This window comes from Methylophilus sp. DMC18, from assembly GCF_056314005.1.
On sequence record NZ_JBQUZE010000003.1, the window covers coordinates 536,613 to 552,767 of the forward strand.

Genomic DNA, 16,155 nt, shown 5'->3' on the forward strand with positions numbered 1-16,155 from the left:
TGTCTGACAGTGCAGACGGGGTGTCTTTTGCCGGCGGAATGCCTCGTTCTGTCATGCTTGACTCAATACCGTGACGCCCCTGAATGTTGCCCGTTTTCCTGTCCGACAACTCCTACAATAAATTGCGCCGTTGTGACATGGGCACTGGTTTCGCTTTTCTCCATAATCATTCACACATTCATTTTTCAATCACCCTTACCATTGAGGAGACCATCATGAGATTAAAAACTGGCCTGGAAAATCGTCCAATGGCTACCTTGCCTCAAGCAAGCCCGAATGCAACATTGCGTGCTAAAACAAGTCTGGCCTTGCTGGTGTTAGTCACCGGCCTGGCTGCCTGCGACAAACAAACCACGGCTTCCGGCGAGTCTTCTGCTAAAACCGAGGCGGCTGCCAGCACTGAAACGATCAAGTTTGTCACCACCCAGGATGGCTCGCCATTGGAAATCAAGCCTGAATTGTTTGATACGCCAGCCGCCAAAGAATTTTTAGCGACAGGTAAGAACCCTTATGTCGGTAAAGAAGATGCGATTGCAGCAGGTAAAAAAATCTTCCAACTATATTCTTGCACCCAATGCCATGGCCCGGAAGCGGGTGGGCAAGTGGGCCCTGCGCTCACCGGCCCCAACTATAACTATGCCAAAGACGCCACCAATAAAGGCATGTTTGAAACCGTGTGGCATGGCACCAATGGCGGCATGGGGGCCAAAGGCAAAGGCTTGATGGACCCTTCAGACCCGAATAACGGCATCACCCCGGATGAGTTACTCAAAGTCATTGCCTGGATCCGTAGCCACGGCCAACTGACCGGCAATGAAGACGCCGCTTCGTGATAATCCTACAAATTTGAGGTCGCTAGGCTGACATACAGCCTGCCCGTGCATCCTTAGCATAGAAGCATGCCTGTCTGACCAGACAGGTTTTCTTCTTCTTTGATAAGGATGCCCCTATGAACAATCCCCTTTCTTTTTTGATCGCAGCCCTGTTGGTGGCTTGCAGTGTGCCCAGCCGGCTGCGGATCATGTCTCTCCCGATGCCGTGCCTCCGGCGCAAAAACAAAAAAACCAGGTGCCGGATACCACCAAAAACGGTCACTATCTGGAGCCGCAGCAAGATAATAATAATCTGCCGCCCAGCACCAAAGACACCGCCAGCCAGCCGCAAAATGCCCAGTCTTCCAAGCCTGGCAATATGGAAAAAAGCAAACGCTTTCAGCAGGATCCGAAACAGGGTGGCACCGACGTCAAGTAACGATCACGGGCTTAAGCCCCTTGCTGCATATTGAGTGGCGGTAGCAACAGACCCGTGCGGCCCCGAGCCTATCTTCGTACGTGGGTTGCGCGGCATAAAAAATGCCCCTGGCCATGGCTGGCACAGGGGCAACGGAGAGAAGATCGTAGCGTGGGGACTTACTGTGCGACCACAATATCGTCTTTCACAGCAGTCACACCTTTGACATTTTTAGCCAATTGCACTGCTTTATCTGCTTCGGCCTTAGTTTTAGCCACGCCAGATAATTGCACCAGGCCATTGCTGTCGGTTTCAACTTTGATATCGGTGGCACTCACGGCTTTGTCCTTGGCCAAGGCCGCCTTTACTTTGGCCGTGATCACGGTGTCTTCTACCTTGGTACCAATGGAGTCGCCATCCGCAGCAAAACTTGCCATCGGCAACAATAAAGCACTTGCCAGCAAAATGGATTTCAATGTCGTTTTCATGTGCAGTCCTTTCAAAATCATCGAGCTCTCATTATTCAAAAAATGCGCAGGGCCAGCCATACACCGGATTCTGATCCTGCCGTAGGAGTTGACTGACGAAGTTTGTAAGTACGATAAGATAGCGCTTTAGCGCTTCACTCCCCGTTGAAATCTTTTTTACCATGACCACTACTTTTCCGTTGCTACATCATCAAGTCTTAAACGCGTCCACTGAACCCAGTGGCACGCCTTTGTTATTGCTCCATGGCCTGTTTGGCTCCGCCGACAATTGGGGCAGTATTGCCAGGCATTTCGCCCAGAAGGGGCCGGTGATCAGTGTCGATTTGCGTAACCATGGCCGCTCATCTCACCATGACTCGCAAACCTATGCAGAAATGGCAGCGGATGTGCTGGCGGTGTGTGAGCATTTGAACCTGGCAAAAGTGCATGTACTGGGCCATTCACTGGGCGGCAAGGTGGCCATGCAGTTTGCCATGCAATGGCCGCAACGCGTGAGCAAGCTGATTGTGGTGGATATGGCCATGCGCGCTTATGCCGACGTGCACACGCCGCTCATAGATGCCATGCTGGCGGTAGACTTGCACCAGTGCGCGTCCCGCGGTGACGTGGATAAAGCGCTCGCTCCCGCTATCCCCAACCTGATGGTGCGCCAGTTTTTGCTCACCAATCTGCATAAGGTGGATGATCGATTGCAGTGGCGGCTCAATCTCGCGGCCCTCAAAGCCAATTATGGGCAACTGCAGTCAGCACTTTTGCCGCCAGTGGCCACTGGCCTGACGATGCCTAGTCTGTTTATTCGCGGGGAGAGAAGTGATTATGTCAATGCGCAAGACATGCATACAATTAGCCAGCACTTCACTCAAGCCCGCTTTGTCAGCCTGCCCACCGATCATTGGGTGCATGCAGAACAGCCGCAATTATTTATCCAGGCTGTCGACGCATTTTTAGCCTAGTATGCGTATGATTGTGCATCGGTAAAAACGGCGTGCCGCTTGCGATGCTGGGGACGATTAACCGCCAGAAGCGACGCCGTCTCAGCTTTTGCGCCTCCAATCACATTTAATCTATGTAGTCAGTAATCAATTGGGCATTTATGAAAATTGCTCTAAAATGCATTGGCATTAATGTATTGGGGGTTGAGTAGTGCAGTGGTGGCATGAGGTATGGGTTGTTTCGATGTTACGTGAGCCGTTATACATACGGCTTCTGGTCATATTTGCGATCACAGCAGTGCTTCATGGCGTTTCTAGCCTACTACTGCATAGACTGAAACGCGTTGCCGAATACAGCCGCAGTTATCTGGATGATGCACTTGTTTATGGTGCGAGCCGCCCGTTACCAGCGCTCATCTGGTTATTAGGGTTGGCCTACATGGCTAAGCTATATGCCAAAGCCCATCATCCTGAAGAGTGGCTGGAGATGATTTCGCTGGTGCGGGATATTGGCTTTTTGCTGGTTGTGAGTTGGTTTTTCTGGCGTACGATCAGTGAGTTTCGTCAGCAGTTCATGACCCGCGACACGCGCAGTGACAGTCAGGTTGATCAAACGACCATCGATGCACTTTGTAAGCTAGGTTATCTGCTGGTCGTGGTGATTACACTGATCACCTTTTTGCAGACCATAGGGATAAGTATTTCTGGATTATTGGCTGCCGGGGGTATCGGCGGAATCGCCATTGGTTTTGCAGCAAAAGATATTTTGGCGAACTTTTTTGGCGGATTGACCATTTATCTTGACCGTCCGTTTAGTGTCGGAGACTGGATACGCTCGCCTGACAAGGACATTGAAGGCACCGTTGAAATGATCAGCTGGCGACATACACGGATTCGCCGCTTCAATAAAAACCCGATTTATATCCCCAATATGTTATTTACGACCATTGCGGTTGAGAACCCATCGCGCATGAGTCACCGCCGTATCCGTGAAACCATAGGGATTCGATATGCTGACCTTGATAAAATGGCTGGGATTGTCAGTGCAATTCGAGACATGTTGCAACATCACCCAGAGATTGATCAGTCTCAAACCCTGATCGTGAATTTTGTCACTTTCAACAAGTCTTCATTGGATATCATGATCTATGCTTTTACCCGCACCAGGGTTTGGGAAGAGTATCACCATGTAAAACAGGACGTGTTGCTCAAAGTGGGGGAAGTCATTTCGGCGCTTGGGGCTGAAGTGGCTTTTCCAACTCAAACGCTGCATTTGGCCACGCTGCCAGAACCCCAGTCGACTTAAACTGCATACCGCTTAAGAGCGCAATCCTGATGAAAATCATGAGCCGAATTCGCGTAAAACTGCGCTCAACAATTTTCAAGCAGGCGCTCATACTAGTTACACGTTTGAGTGTTAACTTTTTAGGAGATCTACCATGTGGACTAAACCAGCAGCGACTGAAATGCGTTTTGGCTTTGAAGTGACTATGTACGTAATGAACAAATAATTTTAGCTAGGCTAAAATGACAAAAGCCCGACTCGATGTCGGGCTTTTTGTTTGGGGCACAGGCATTAGAAATGCATTGTCAGTGTGACTTCTGCGCGACGCGGCGCACCAGGACCATTGAGGTTATTGCTGGTACCGTGGCCAGAAGCATAGTAACGCTTATCGGTCAGGTTTTTCAGATTGAACGCAAGGTCGTAACGTGAGCTATGATAAATAGCTGCTGCATCTGCCGTCATATAACTACCGAGGGCCACCAGATTGTCATTCGACGCATAGCGATTACCGACATAATTCAGGCCGCCGCCCACACTCCAGCCTTCATTGAGTTGATGCATCACCCACAAGTTGACGCTGTTTCTCGGTGTCAGGGCTGCCCGTTTGCCTTGCAAGGCCACGCCGTTTTGTATCGCTACTGAGTCAGTAATGCGCGCATCCAAATAGGCGTAGCCAGCAAACACTTGCCAGCGTGGCGCAAGTTCACCCGTCATGGTCAACTCCAGCCCTTCTGTTAATTGTGTCCCCACGCCTATCAAAGCATTGTTGACTGGATTAGTCCCTTTGATGTTTTCGCGCTCAAGATGAAACAGGGCGGCGGTGGTAGACAATTTGCCATTGAAAAAATCGGTTTTGCTGCCGATTTCAATATTATTTGTCTCTTCCGGGGCTAGCTGGCTTTGCTGCTGCGAGAAGCTCAAGGTTTCGCCAGAGGGCTGGAAAGAGCGGCTCAATGAAATATAGTAAGACTGCCAATCCGTTGGTTGGTAGACCAGGCCAGCACGGGGGCTCCAGGTATGATCTGTGCGCTCGGGGTTCACAGAAGACAAGCGGTCTTCAACCTTTTGCGCGAACCGGTCATGGCGGCTGCCGACCAGCGCTTTCCAGTGCTCGGAAAGCGTAATCATGTCCTGCACATAGACGCCAGTCACTTGCAGGATGGTCTGGTTACTGAGGTTGGGGTTGCTGCCGCGAACACCGAATTGTGACAGGCTGGGTAATACCGGATCAAACAGGGAGACGGTCACCGTCGGGTTGCTCCATGCCCAGCGCTTCATGGTTTTGCGTTGCTCGCCTACTTCCAGACCGTAGAGTAATTGATGCTGCATGCCAGCCCATTCGGCTTTTTGCAGTACTTCTAACTGGTTGAACCAGCCATCGTCCTGGCGCCATAGCTGGTTATGTGTCAGGGTCGCTGTGCGCAAATTATCATTCACCCCTGAAACCAGTGTGTTGTTGCGATCCATTTCGTAATGATAGGCGCCAACCATATTGCGCACGGACCATTGGTCGTTAATCTGGTGTTTCAACACCGCGCGGCCAGACAACACATCTGAGTCGGTGTAATCATCATCGCGGGCATTGCGTGAGCCATAGTAGGTGTCTGGATCAATGTTGAGTGGCTTGCCCCGATAAGCCGGGATCCCGAAGTCGGTCACTCGGCGGTCATGCAGTTTTTCTACCTGCAACAACAAGCTGGTATCTTCACCCAGTTGCAAGTGCAACGAAGGGGCAAGGTTTTGCCGCTCCAGAAAGCCCTGGTTTCTAAAGCTGCCGGAATCCTCTACGGCGCCGTTAATCCTGAAGGCGGCTGAATCCCCCAGTTTGTCGCCGACATCAAACTCGCCGCGGCGCTGTTTGTAAGAGCCGCCGTTGAGTTTAATGGTGCGGATGGTCTCGCCAGGTTTTTTGGTGATACGGTTAATCAAGCCGCCAGAAGAGCCACGGCCATACAATACCGCGGCTGGCCCCTTGAGCACTTCCACGCGCTCAATATTCGACAGGTCACGGTAATACAGCGCGTCATCACGCATACCATCAATATACATGTCACCCATCGCATCAAAACCACGAATCACAAACTGGTCGCGCTGGCCATCCCCCAGGTTCAGCGAGACGCCAGGCACGTTCTTCAATACATCCTGTAAAGAGTGCGCGGCCTGGTCCTGAATAATTTGCGCAGGGACCACATCCACCGTTTGCGGAATATCTCGCAGTGGTGCAGCAATCTTGGTTGCCGTGCTATTCACCAGCGGCTGGTAGTCAGTTCGGCTGCTTTTCTTTTCCTTGACCGTGACCTCGGGCAAAGTGTCAGACTCGGTATCATTTTTTGCAGCGTCAGCTGCTTGCGCGTATGTCGCCTGGGTTGCACTAGCCAAAAGCAAAGCCAGCGCAATCGGCCGTAACGTCGATGAGTGGTAATACATGAGAACTCCCATAGAATAAAAGGCTCTGCCAGGCAGAGAGGCGTGCGGTTGAGTCTAGGCTCAACTTCTGTTAATGGTAATGATAACGATTTTCATTAATGATTTGAAGGATGCAGCAAAGAATTTGCTTCTGTTAACATCAGGCTGGTGAAAATCATGAGTTGCATTCGCGTAAAAGCGCGCTCAACAAAAGGCTAGTGGGCAGGCATACTGGCTACACGTTTGATTGATTGTTAACTTTATCTAGGAGAAACACCATGTGGACTAAACCAGCAGCGACTGAAATGCGTTTTGGCTTTGAAGTAACAATGTACGTAATGAACAAATAATTTTAGCTGAGGCTAAAATGACAAAAGCCCGACTCGCTGTCGGGCTTTTTTGTATTCTAGTTTGATAACTTATGTTAAGTTTGTATGGCTGATTTGCCTGAAATATTAGGGAGTGACAGTTGGGTAACTTTACATTTATCATCCGATGATATATAAATGCAAGACGATCATACATTAAATACATTGCTGGAAATGCATGACACCCTCTATGTCTTAGAAGGGGGGTACTGGCTCAAGTTTGAAGTATGGCAAGTGCGTGTATCTGATGCCATTCCCCACGGCATCCGCTATTCACTCACATTGCATGATAAGCACGGAAAGCGGCTCATGGGTTATGACAATAGTCATGCCGTCAAACCGCCCAAAAAGTTTAAATATGCGGGGCAACGCCTGCCTTATGACCATCAGCACAGACACGCCACTGATCAAGGTGTGCCCTATGCATTCAAAGATGCCGGGCAATTGCTCACTGATTTTTTTGCGGAAGTTGAGCGCCTGTTAAAGGAACTGAAATGAATCATCGAATCACCATTGGTATCATGTCTGAAGTGCAGTTTCGTGAGCGCATGCTAGCGATAGCGAGTGGTGAATACCAGCCCGCCGCAGATGAACCCAAAATCTGGTTTTCATCCATGAAGTCGCTGGCTGAAGTATTGAGTGACGAGAACCGTGCATTATTGAGAGTCATCCAAGAGTCACAGCCCGCATCCATTAGCGAACTCGCCATCATTACGGGCCGAAAACAAAGTAATTTATCGCGCACTTTAAAAACCATGTCCCGTTATGGACTGGTGGAAATGTTACGCGAAAACCGTCAGGTAAAACCTGTTGTAAAAGCAACAGAATTTCAAATATTAGCTGCCTGAAATTTTACCCTGCGCTGGTGAAAATCATGAGCCAGGTTCAAGTAAAACAGCCCTGAACAAACATCAAAACGCAGCGCATACTGTGCATACGTTGTACAGATTACCCCCAACAAACTCAGGAGAAACACCATGTGGACTAAACCAGCAGCTACCGAAATGCGTTTTGGCTTTGAGGTAACCATGTACGTAATGAACAAATAATTTTAGCTGAGGCTAAAATGACAAAAACCCGACCAAGTGTCGGGTTTTTTGTTTGAAGGAGGTGCCTGTTTTACTATAAGACATGAGAGTTCTCCATCATGATTTTAAGATCGATAACAGAGTTCACCACCAGGTGTTAAGCCAAAGCAGTAGCCCCTCAAACAGAGAGAGCACGATTGATTGTACGTTAAACTAGTTGTATTCTTTGGTGATAAAAATCGTTAGATCACTTAGTGATTTGATAACAAATTTAATAATAAGGATAACAATAATGTCTGGCCTCATCTCCCAATTTAACTATTTTATCGTTGTACTGGCAGCCTCTATACTGACCAGTTGTGCATCTGTAGATCAAATGCATCAACAATTATCGCAATCCAAAGCACCTCAAGCTTCAAGCATTAATGATATGGCCTATACGCCGTTGAAAACGGGTGTAGAGCAATCTATTTTGTTTGGTGACAAAACACCGACATTCCAGTTTCCACATGGCAAAGGCTACTATGCTGCTTTTGAATTAACAGAAACAGGTCAGCCCAGGCTGGTCACAGTTAAAACTTACCTAAGTGCCAGTTATTTGCCGTCAGCTTCAATTCTGGTACCAAATTTATTGGTTTTGGATAAAGATAAACAACAGATAGGGAAGATCGAAAACTACCGTATTGAAAGTGATTCGAATTTCTTTACGGGCATGACTTACTACGCTGACCTGCCATTGCAAGCAAACGCAGCCTATCTGGTCGTGTACGCGGCACCAACACATTCCGAGAATATCTATGTGTACTCTGAGAATGGTACTGAATATGTATTGCCATTAGCGCCAGCAGGTAAGCTCCACATCACAGCAGGTCAGTTACTACCATTAGAAACCGACTTTTCTAAAGTCACGATTAAAGATTCATATCAAGCCTATGATGCAGAAAAGTCTGACTTTTTTTATGTTGAAAGCATCGATGGGAAATATGTCAAAAACAGTTTGCAGCGTTCTGTTGAATTAAATCGCGGGAAAGGCTTTCGCCTCAACCCATATTTAATTGACAGACAAGTGCCCGCTAATAAACCGGTTAAGCTTAGCCTGGCTGCAAAAACACAATATGGTGCACCCATTCAGGAGCTATTTGGCAAGGTGTATCAGGTGAAGGGAGAAATCACATTCACGCCTGAAAAGGGTAAAAAATATATTGTAAAAGGTGAGTTGGGTGCAGGCGCGTCATCAGTATGGTTAGAAGATGAAGAAACTCATCAAGTGATTGATAAAAAAATACAAGGGAATGGTAAATAGGATTTTACCTGCCCAAAAACAAGGCCTACTCAATTATTTAGGTGCTCAAGTACCTATGCGCAGAGTGGGTGACCCAGATGAAGTGACGAAAGCCGTGGCATTTTTATTATCACCAGATGCCAGTTTCATTAATGGCATTGAGTTCTTTGTGGATGGTAGCCAGGCGCAGATTTAAGTTTGACCAGAAGTAAAGGCCCTCTGTTTAGAGGGCCTTTCACCGTCTAAATATGTTTAATCACAGCCCCTGTCTATCATGGTATTCGGCACGAACAAATGTAAATCCTGACTTTTGCGTATTAATGTAGCCTATCCCAGGATAGGGCAAATGCGGTGCCGCAATCATGGCACGGCTTTTAGCTAATCGATTAAATTGGGTCTGCCGCTGTTTTGCGGCACTGGCTTGGTCAACATCGTAAGTAATGGTGATGTCAGGGTGAGGAAACTGCACCGCTTCCACATGCACCGAATCGCCGATGAATGTAATCGACTGGCCCTTGCTTTCCAGCCGATAGTAGTAATGTCCTGGTGTATGGCCGGGTGTCGGGTAAGCAGTAAAATCACCCAATATCTTTTGTTCGCCTCTAAGCGGTTTTACGTGGTCCAGAGCTACATACGGCTGCATCGCAGTCTGCGCCTGCTGAAAATAGGCTTTGTCATAGCCATTCACCCCGTTTTGATTTTTAGCATCCAGAAAAAAGTCTATATCGGCTTTACCCACATAGATATTCGCATTAGCGAAAACCGCTTTGCCCTCATGCACCAGGCCGCCTGTATGATCGGTATGGATATGGGTAATCAATATGTCAGAAATATCTTCCGGCTTAACGCCTAACTTTTTTAAACGCTCACTAAACTTGCCGCCGAACCCCTTGCCAAAGAAATCGCCCGCACCCGTGTCCACCAGGATGAATTTCTTGCCGGTGTTAATTAAAAACACATTGATGGATGCCTCAACCGGGTTACGCAAATGCACTTGGCTCAACAAGCCATCCACCGTTTTTTGGGATGCGCCTTTTAGCAATACATGTAAGTCTTGAGGCACTGTGCCATCTGAAATCACCGTGATTTCATACGTACCCAATTTGAACGTGTAGTAACCAGTTTCAGCATGGTATTTAGCCACTGAACTCGCTGGTGATTCAGCCCCGGCAACAGAAGTGTGGGCATAAGCCAGGCACTGTAAAAACAAGCCAATGGCTAACACTGTCTTCTTGAATGCCATTCTTTTTTTGCCTTCCACATTGCTCATCCATATTCTCCTTTTTCATTTAAAGTGCTGCCAGAATACGTATAATTAATGATTATTTAAAATTGAATATTTGTATTGAACATATAAATATTATGGATATAAAAAGAGCCGACCTCCCGTTATTGATTTCGCTGGATATCCTGCTGGAAGAAAAAAACGTCACCAAGGCTGCGCAGAGGCTGAATATCAGCCAGCCAGCGCTTTCTACGCAATTAGCCAGATTGCGGGTGCTGTTCGAGGATCCATTGCTTGTTCCAGCTGAAGTAGGGCGCGGTATGGTGCTGACTGAAAGGGCATTAAACCTTCAGCATAAATTACGGGCATCTATTAACGAGCTTAAATTTGCCGTCAATTTCAAATCCAGTTTTGATCCGCTCACTTCCCGCCGCAAATTCACCATTGCAACTAACGATAGCGTGTTCACGATTCTGGGCCTGCCAGTGTTAAAGAAAGTGCTTTCCTTTAATAATCCAGGGCTGCAAATTTCATTCGTGTCAGTGTTTGGCGTGAATGTGAAAGAAGACTTAGAGCAAGGCCATATTGATCTATACATAGGCGATATCAACAAAATGCCAGACAGCCTCAAGGTCAGGTATTTAATGAAAGACAGCTTTATCATGGCGCAGAAAAAAGGGCATGCGAGAGGCACAAAAAAACCGACGCTCAATGAATATTGCCAGTTGTGCCATGTCATTGTTTCTGCAAAAGGTGACTTATCCAGCTCAATTGATCACTTGTTATCCGAGCAGTCGCAAACCCGGAACATTGTCGCCTCAGTGCCCAGTTATAACCAGATTGCTTTGGTGCTCACCAATAGCGATTGCGTCGCCACTTTACCTAAACAGCTACTCGAAAAATATCAAGACATGTTGGATTTGATTGAGCTGCCATTTGCAATCCCGCCTTTTGAGCTAGGTATGGCATGGCATGTAAAGACTCAAGAGGATGAGGCGATGGTTTGGTTAAGGCAGCAGTTTGTGAGTGTGTAATTACGATATTGATCCATCTGCAATCTAAAAAAGGCTGTGTGGGGACTATAGCTGATAAATTTTCCAGTTAGAAATAAGTCATTTTTCTTGGGAACATAGAGGATACCAAACGTGATTTATTTCGGGCTAATGAGTTAAAGAGGGTGAGCCGGAAGTTGTAACTAAACTTAAGGAAGATATGGGTTTGACGCAAAAGTGCTAATTGAGTAGGGACTACTTGTTTTCATGAGTGGTTACTTAATCTTAGGCTAGATAAGACATTTAGTAACGAAACACCAATTACTCTGTTTTATAAAACGTGTGATTCGCATCTAAAAAGACTACGTAGAAAGTGTTCGTGTCAAAATAAAAGCCGGTATTTTTGTTCAATTGATCTTTATATTGTTCTGGAATTATAAAACCAATAAGTCTTCTAGTATGATCGAGTCTAAATCTAGCCCACCTAGCTTGATGAGGTACATTTTTTGGAGCAGAAAAATCCGAACTTGAAGGAAATGATCCATATATAGCAAGTACTGTCCCGGATTTACCAATAGTCTGTTTTTCCCAATGTTTTAAAGGGAATTGTGAGTATTGTTTGAGTTTCTGTAATAAGTCTGTTAAATGCTCTTTTGACCAATCCCCAAAATCTTGCCCCGGGTGCTCAGCGCAAAAGTAATGAAAGTTAAACTTTGATCTTTTTGTAAGTTCGTCGGTGCTTAGTTCTAAGCTGGCCGTAGGAATGCTTGCCAGAAATCTTTCACGACCTGAGTTTTTATACCCTTTCATTGAAAGTTTGGTACTCCACCAATTTTTTTGTCTAAATATGCTGGTGATATGGGCCTATCGTTTCTTAAAATATCGCCAGGTACATCATCAAGCCTGTAACAATAACTTGCATTTTCTTCTTTGTTTGTGAAATAAGTTCTATACCTACCTAAGAAGTCAATAATTTCTGTATTGTGCGTAGTGAAAATAAGTTGCCCATGATTAGGATTCGTTTTTATATCTGTGTATAGCTTCAAAATTTCTTCAAGAATAAATGGATGTAAATTAATGTCCAACTCATCAACTATATTTATGGTGCCGTTATTTATTGCATACCAGTGACTGGCCAGATACTTCATTAAAGCTTTTGTTCCGCTTGACTCAACAGCATCAGGTATTTTTATTGAAGTTTTTTCATGGTCATGGGTAAATAACGGAAAGTAAATATCTTTGTTGTCTTCATTTTTTTGGGTAATTATTTCAATATCACTGACCCCAATATCAATTTTTTTGATAAAGGCTTTTACAAACTCAAAAACATCTGGATTATCAGCCAAGATTTTGCAAGCTTGCGACATCGACACTCTGTCTTGTCTCAAGCCAGAATAAGTGACGTTTGAGAAAAAATCTTCGAAGAAAGGAAAAATGTCTTTTAAAGGCCCTAAATCAAGATGTTTGCAAGTTGAAATAATAGAAGCGTTTTTCCTCAATTTAATATTGTCTAATACTGCCAATTCTTTGGTACTACTCACTAATTTTTGTTTTTTTCGTTCGAATAGTTTTACTTCCTTAAGTTTTTTTCTATAGAGAGACTCATTTAAGACTTCGGCAGTGGTCAAAGTTAATTCATATCTGTAGTAGATGTTTTTAACAATAAATTCGATATAAAACTCTGTTGGGGATTTGCTTAGGAAAAAGCTCTCAAAAGCAATTTCTTTTTCAGGATCACTTTTAAAAGATTCTGATGCAAAAAAAGACAAGAATGTAAGTGCACGAAGTACATTAGTTTTACCAGAGCCATTAGCCCCCTTGATGCCCAAAACAGGCGTGAAATTAAGTCCGTTGCTAATTGTGGTAGGACAATTAGCATCCAATTTAAAACTTATTACTGCGCCTTCTTTAAACGAAAAGAAGTTCTTAAATCCGAATTCTAAAATCAAGGCAATCCTAATTGAATGTTTTTGGCGAAATTGACATTGAATATACTTTTTGGTGGTATTGTTGTCAACTTATTAAGCTACTACGTGGCTACTAATGTAAGGGATTGTATAAAGGAAAGCGGCCTCCATCTCTGGAAGCCGCTTAGGTATTGGTGATGAAAGAGAGGCTTGAACTCTCAATCTCAAGAGTAATAGCGCTTTAAAATAGTTACCAAATTAAGTCCGCCAAGGATGCTTAGGCACATCACACACCCCAGCGACATTCACACCTGCTTGCGCGACCAAATGATCATTTTCAACCGTGTCTCCACTGACACCAATTGCACCAATCAACATACCTTCTTCATCTACAATCGGTAAGCCACCTGGGAAAGTAATCAATCCATCGTTGGAGTGCTCGATACCGTATAAAGGCGAACCAGGTACTGAAAGTTTGCCAATTTCGCCAGATGGCATGGCGAAGTAACAGGCGGTTTTCGCTTTTTTGATGGCGATATCAATACTGCCGACCCAGGCATCATCCATTCGAGTGAAACTTTTCAGGTTGCCACCAGAGTCCAGTACGGCGATACACATCTTGACGCCGATTTGTTTGGATTTCTCTACTGCTTTTTCAATGATTTCTTGTGCGAATTCAAAGCTTACGTGCATGTGTTTTCCTTATTGTCTAATTGATTGGTATCAATGTGACTATGCCCACAGGTTTAAATTCATTTAACTTTGCACTCGCTTGAAATAGGGGGCTTTGCAGAAGGTAGCGATAAATAAAAACGGCTCCCATTGCTGGAAGCCGTTTTTGTATTTGGTGGTGAAAGAGGGACTTGAACCCTCGACCCCAGGATTATGAATCCTGTGCTCTAACCAGCTGAGCTACATCACCAGATTTGAAAGACCGCGATTATAGCAGTTGTATCAGGGCACGACAACAACCCTTTGTGACCTTTTTTACTACGCATTTTCTTGAATTTTGTGGAGAGGGTTTTCAGGGGATTCATTTTGGGAGTATGCTAAACCGTATAAATCAATTAAAACTCGGGGATGCGATGAGCGAGGCTGTCAGCAATCACAGCGGGGTATTGCATTTGGGCAAGGTTTTTGCCGATGCTTTGCGGATGCGGGATGCGTATACGCGCTTGCATAGCGACCGTGTGATGGCGCTTTCTCATGGGATTGGGCTGGATATTGGTTTGAGCCGCCATGAGCTGGATGCCTTGGAGTTGGGCGCTTGTTTGCATGACATTGGCAAAATTGTGGTGCCGGATGCTGTATTAATGAAGCCGAGCAAGTTGAATGCGGAAGAGTTTGCCATCATGCAGACGCACCCGTCGGTGGGGGCGAATTTGATTGAGGTGTATGAGCATAAGGATGCACAGCGGATTGCGGACATCGTGCGTTATCATCATGAGTGGTTTGATGGCAGTGGCTATCCTGGCCATTTGGTTGGCGAAGCGATCCCGTTGTTGTCACGCATTGTGACGGTGGTGGATAACTATGATGCGATGGCGGTGCGGCGCGTGTATCAGGAGGCGCGGCCACACGATGAAATTTTGCGCATTATGGAGAGTGAGTCTGGCAGCAAGCTGGATCCCGAGTTGTTCCAGCGGTTTGTTAAGGTGATTCATGATCCACGCTATGCCGAGTTCAAGGCGTCGTGAGGCATAAAAAAGGCTGGAAATCTCCAGCCTTTGATTTTTTAGCTTGATACGTGGTTAGACGTTGAATCTGAAGTGCATGACGTCGCCGTCTTGCACAATGTACTCTTTGCCTTCGAGGCGCATTTTACCGGCTTCTTGCGCGCCTTTTTCGCCTTTGTATTGCACGTAATCGTTGTAGGCAATCACTTCGGCGCGGATGAAGCCACGCTCAAAATCGGTGTGGATGACGCCAGCGGCTTGTGGTGCAGTGGCACCTTTTTTCACGGTCCAGGCGCGCACTTCTTGTACGCCGGCGGTGAAGTAGGTTTGCAGGCCCAGCAGGTCATAGGCGGCGCGAATGACGCGGTTGAGGCCGGGCTCTTCCTGGCCGAGTTCTTGTAAGAATTCGAGTTTATCGGCATCGTCCAGCTCAGCGATTTCGCCTTCAATTTTGGCGCAGATGGTGACGACGGGGGCTTTTTCGGTTTTGGCCAAGGCAAGCACTTTGTCTAAATGCGGGTTGTTTTCAAAGCCGTCTTCGGTCACGTTGGTGATGTACATCACCGGCTTGACGGTAATCAGACACAGTGGCTTGAGCAAATTGAGCTCTTCGGCATCCAGATTGAGGGTGCGCACAGCTTTGGCTTCGTTGAGGCAGGGCAGCACTTTATCCAGCACTTTGATCAGGGCGATGGCGTCTTTGTCGCCGCTCTTGGCTTTTTTGCCTTCGCGCTGCATGGTTTTTTCGACAGTTTCCATGTCGGCTAGCGCCAGCTCGGTGTTGATCACTTCAATGTCGGCGAGTGGGTCTACCTTGCCTGCAACGTGAATCACGTTGCCGTCTTCAAAGCAACGCACCACGTGGGCAATGGCGTCGGTTTCACGGATATTGGCGAGAAACTTGTTGCCCAGACCTTCGCCTTTGGAGGCACCTGCCACCAAGCCGGCAATGTCCACAAACTCGACGATGGCTGGTTGTGTTTTTTGTGGTTTGACGATGTCGATCAGTGGTTGCATGCGCTGGTCGGGGACTTCTACGATGCCGACATTCGGCTCAATCGTGCAGAAAGGATAGTTCTCTGCGGCGATGCCCGCTTTGGTTATGGCGTTAAACAGGGTGGATTTGCCTACATTAGGCAGGCCGACAATACCGCATTTCATAATGGATGAACCTTAGCGTGAGAATTGCCGCAGTGTGAAGTTGCGGCAAAGAGTCAATAAAACCAATATTTTACCGTTAGTCACAAGATAGAGCTAGAAACAATCTTGATTTGACTTAAATCCTGAACAGGATTAACTTTTAAACTCAAAAATAAATTCATCGCATGACCGGGGG

20 protein-coding genes and 1 tRNA gene are annotated in these 16,155 nt (G+C 46.4%); 13 read left to right on the forward strand and 8 right to left on the reverse strand.

All coding sequences use genetic code 11. The features are described 5' to 3' along the window. Positions 1-248: 248 nt before the first annotated feature. Both ACT53G_RS09560 and ACT53G_RS09565 read left to right on the forward strand, forming a co-directional pair. Positions 249-833, forward strand: coding sequence for a c-type cytochrome (locus tag ACT53G_RS09560; protein ID WP_476169317.1), 585 nt, complete (start codon positions 249-251; stop codon positions 831-833). 160 nt (positions 834-993) lie between these two features. Continuing rightward, positions 994-1,251, forward strand: coding sequence for a hypothetical protein (locus ACT53G_RS09565; RefSeq protein WP_476169271.1), 258 nt, complete (start codon positions 994-996; stop codon positions 1,249-1,251). 158 nt (positions 1,252-1,409) lie between these two features. Here ACT53G_RS09565 and ACT53G_RS09570 read toward each other — a convergent pair whose 3' ends face one another. After that, complete coding sequence (locus ACT53G_RS09570) at positions 1,410-1,718, reverse strand: BON domain-containing protein (protein ID WP_476169272.1); 309 nt, start codon at positions 1,716-1,718, stop codon at positions 1,410-1,412. Between the two features lie 161 nt (positions 1,719-1,879). On the opposite strand from ACT53G_RS09570, the gene ACT53G_RS09575 reads away from it, so the two are divergent. The 3 genes from ACT53G_RS09575 to pqqA (ACT53G_RS09585) all read left to right on the forward strand — a co-directional run bounded on the left by ACT53G_RS09575 (position 1,880) and on the right by pqqA (ACT53G_RS09585) (position 4,161). Further along, positions 1,880-2,671, forward strand: coding sequence for an alpha/beta fold hydrolase (locus ACT53G_RS09575; RefSeq protein ID WP_476169273.1), 792 nt, complete (start codon positions 1,880-1,882; stop codon positions 2,669-2,671). Between the two features lie 418 nt (positions 2,672-3,089). Next, on the forward strand, positions 3,090-3,956 hold the full coding sequence (locus ACT53G_RS09580) for a mechanosensitive ion channel family protein (RefSeq protein ID WP_379075098.1): 867 nt from the start codon (positions 3,090-3,092) through the stop codon (positions 3,954-3,956). A 133-nt stretch (positions 3,957-4,089) separates the two neighbouring features. Continuing rightward, positions 4,090-4,161, forward strand: coding sequence for a pyrroloquinoline quinone precursor peptide PqqA (gene pqqA, locus ACT53G_RS09585; protein ID WP_081624291.1), 72 nt, complete (start codon positions 4,090-4,092; stop codon positions 4,159-4,161). Between the two features lie 65 nt (positions 4,162-4,226). On the opposite strand, the gene ACT53G_RS09590 is transcribed toward pqqA (ACT53G_RS09585), so the two are convergent. Then, the gene (locus ACT53G_RS09590) at positions 4,227-6,362 is read right to left on the reverse strand and encodes a TonB-dependent receptor (RefSeq protein WP_476169274.1); all 2,136 of its coding nucleotides are present in this window, start codon (positions 6,360-6,362) and stop codon (positions 4,227-4,229) included. Positions 6,363-6,619: 257 nt separating this feature from the next. On the opposite strand from ACT53G_RS09590, the gene pqqA (ACT53G_RS09595) reads away from it, so the two are divergent. From pqqA (ACT53G_RS09595) to ACT53G_RS09620, 6 genes are all read left to right on the forward strand, one after another. Then, complete coding sequence (gene pqqA / locus ACT53G_RS09595; protein ID WP_081624291.1) at positions 6,620-6,691, forward strand: pyrroloquinoline quinone precursor peptide PqqA; 72 nt, start codon at positions 6,620-6,622, stop codon at positions 6,689-6,691. A 156-nt stretch (positions 6,692-6,847) separates the two neighbouring features. After that, positions 6,848-7,207, forward strand: a complete 360-nt coding sequence (locus ACT53G_RS09600; RefSeq protein ID WP_275356113.1) for a toxin-antitoxin system TumE family protein — start codon at positions 6,848-6,850, stop codon at positions 7,205-7,207. Beyond that, positions 7,204-7,557, forward strand: a complete 354-nt coding sequence (locus tag ACT53G_RS09605) for an HVO_A0114 family putative DNA-binding protein (protein WP_476169275.1) — start codon at positions 7,204-7,206, stop codon at positions 7,555-7,557. The genes ACT53G_RS09600 and ACT53G_RS09605 overlap by 4 nt, the downstream gene beginning before the upstream one ends. 129 nt (positions 7,558-7,686) lie before the next feature. Continuing rightward, positions 7,687-7,758, forward strand: coding sequence for a pyrroloquinoline quinone precursor peptide PqqA (pqqA, locus tag ACT53G_RS09610; protein WP_081624291.1), 72 nt, complete (start codon positions 7,687-7,689; stop codon positions 7,756-7,758). Positions 7,759-8,029: 271 nt separating this feature from the next. Continuing rightward, positions 8,030-9,040 (forward strand): hypothetical protein, encoded by a 1,011-nt coding sequence (locus tag ACT53G_RS09615; protein ID WP_476169276.1) that lies wholly within the window; start codon positions 8,030-8,032, stop codon positions 9,038-9,040. Further along, entirely contained in the window at positions 9,030-9,215 is a 186-nt protein-coding gene (locus tag ACT53G_RS09620; protein WP_476169277.1) for an SDR family oxidoreductase, read from the forward strand. The genes ACT53G_RS09615 and ACT53G_RS09620 overlap by 11 nt, the downstream gene beginning before the upstream one ends. 60 nt (positions 9,216-9,275) lie before the next feature. Here the strand turns inward: ACT53G_RS09620 and ACT53G_RS09625 are convergent, their stop codons facing one another. Continuing rightward, positions 9,276-10,289: an MBL fold metallo-hydrolase gene (locus tag ACT53G_RS09625; protein ID WP_476169278.1), complete on the reverse strand. Its 1,014-nt coding sequence runs from the start codon at positions 10,287-10,289 to the stop codon at positions 9,276-9,278. A 92-nt stretch (positions 10,290-10,381) separates the two neighbouring features. Between ACT53G_RS09625 and ACT53G_RS09630 the strand changes: the two genes are divergently transcribed. Then, entirely contained in the window at positions 10,382-11,278 is an 897-nt protein-coding gene (locus ACT53G_RS09630) for a LysR family transcriptional regulator (protein WP_476169279.1), read from the forward strand. A gap of 279 nt (positions 11,279-11,557) precedes the next feature. Here the strand turns inward: ACT53G_RS09630 and ACT53G_RS09635 are convergent, their stop codons facing one another. The 4 genes from ACT53G_RS09635 to ACT53G_RS09650 form a co-directional block, all read right to left on the reverse strand. After that, positions 11,558-12,046 carry a hypothetical protein gene (locus ACT53G_RS09635; RefSeq protein WP_476169280.1) on the reverse strand — a complete coding sequence of 163 codons (489 nt, stop codon included), beginning with the start codon at positions 12,044-12,046 and terminating at the stop codon, positions 11,558-11,560. Then, positions 12,043-13,185, reverse strand: a complete 1,143-nt coding sequence (locus ACT53G_RS09640; RefSeq protein ID WP_476169281.1) for an AAA family ATPase — start codon at positions 13,183-13,185, stop codon at positions 12,043-12,045. The genes ACT53G_RS09635 and ACT53G_RS09640 overlap by 4 nt, the downstream gene beginning before the upstream one ends. Before the next feature lie 216 nt (positions 13,186-13,401). Next, positions 13,402-13,836, reverse strand: coding sequence for a GlcG/HbpS family heme-binding protein (locus ACT53G_RS09645; protein ID WP_476169282.1), 435 nt, complete (start codon positions 13,834-13,836; stop codon positions 13,402-13,404). A gap of 152 nt (positions 13,837-13,988) precedes the next feature. After that, a tRNA-Met gene (locus ACT53G_RS09650) sits at positions 13,989-14,065 on the reverse strand. A 124-nt stretch (positions 14,066-14,189) separates the two neighbouring features. Between ACT53G_RS09650 and ACT53G_RS09655 the strand changes: the two genes are divergently transcribed. Next, positions 14,190-14,840 (forward strand): HD-GYP domain-containing protein, encoded by a 651-nt coding sequence (locus ACT53G_RS09655; RefSeq protein ID WP_228518773.1) that lies wholly within the window; start codon positions 14,190-14,192, stop codon positions 14,838-14,840. 54 nt (positions 14,841-14,894) lie between these two features. On the opposite strand, the gene ychF is transcribed toward ACT53G_RS09655, so the two are convergent. Next, positions 14,895-15,980, reverse strand: coding sequence for a redox-regulated ATPase YchF (gene ychF / locus ACT53G_RS09660; RefSeq protein WP_194748399.1), 1,086 nt, complete (start codon positions 15,978-15,980; stop codon positions 14,895-14,897). Between the last annotated feature and the right edge of the window lie 175 nt (positions 15,981-16,155).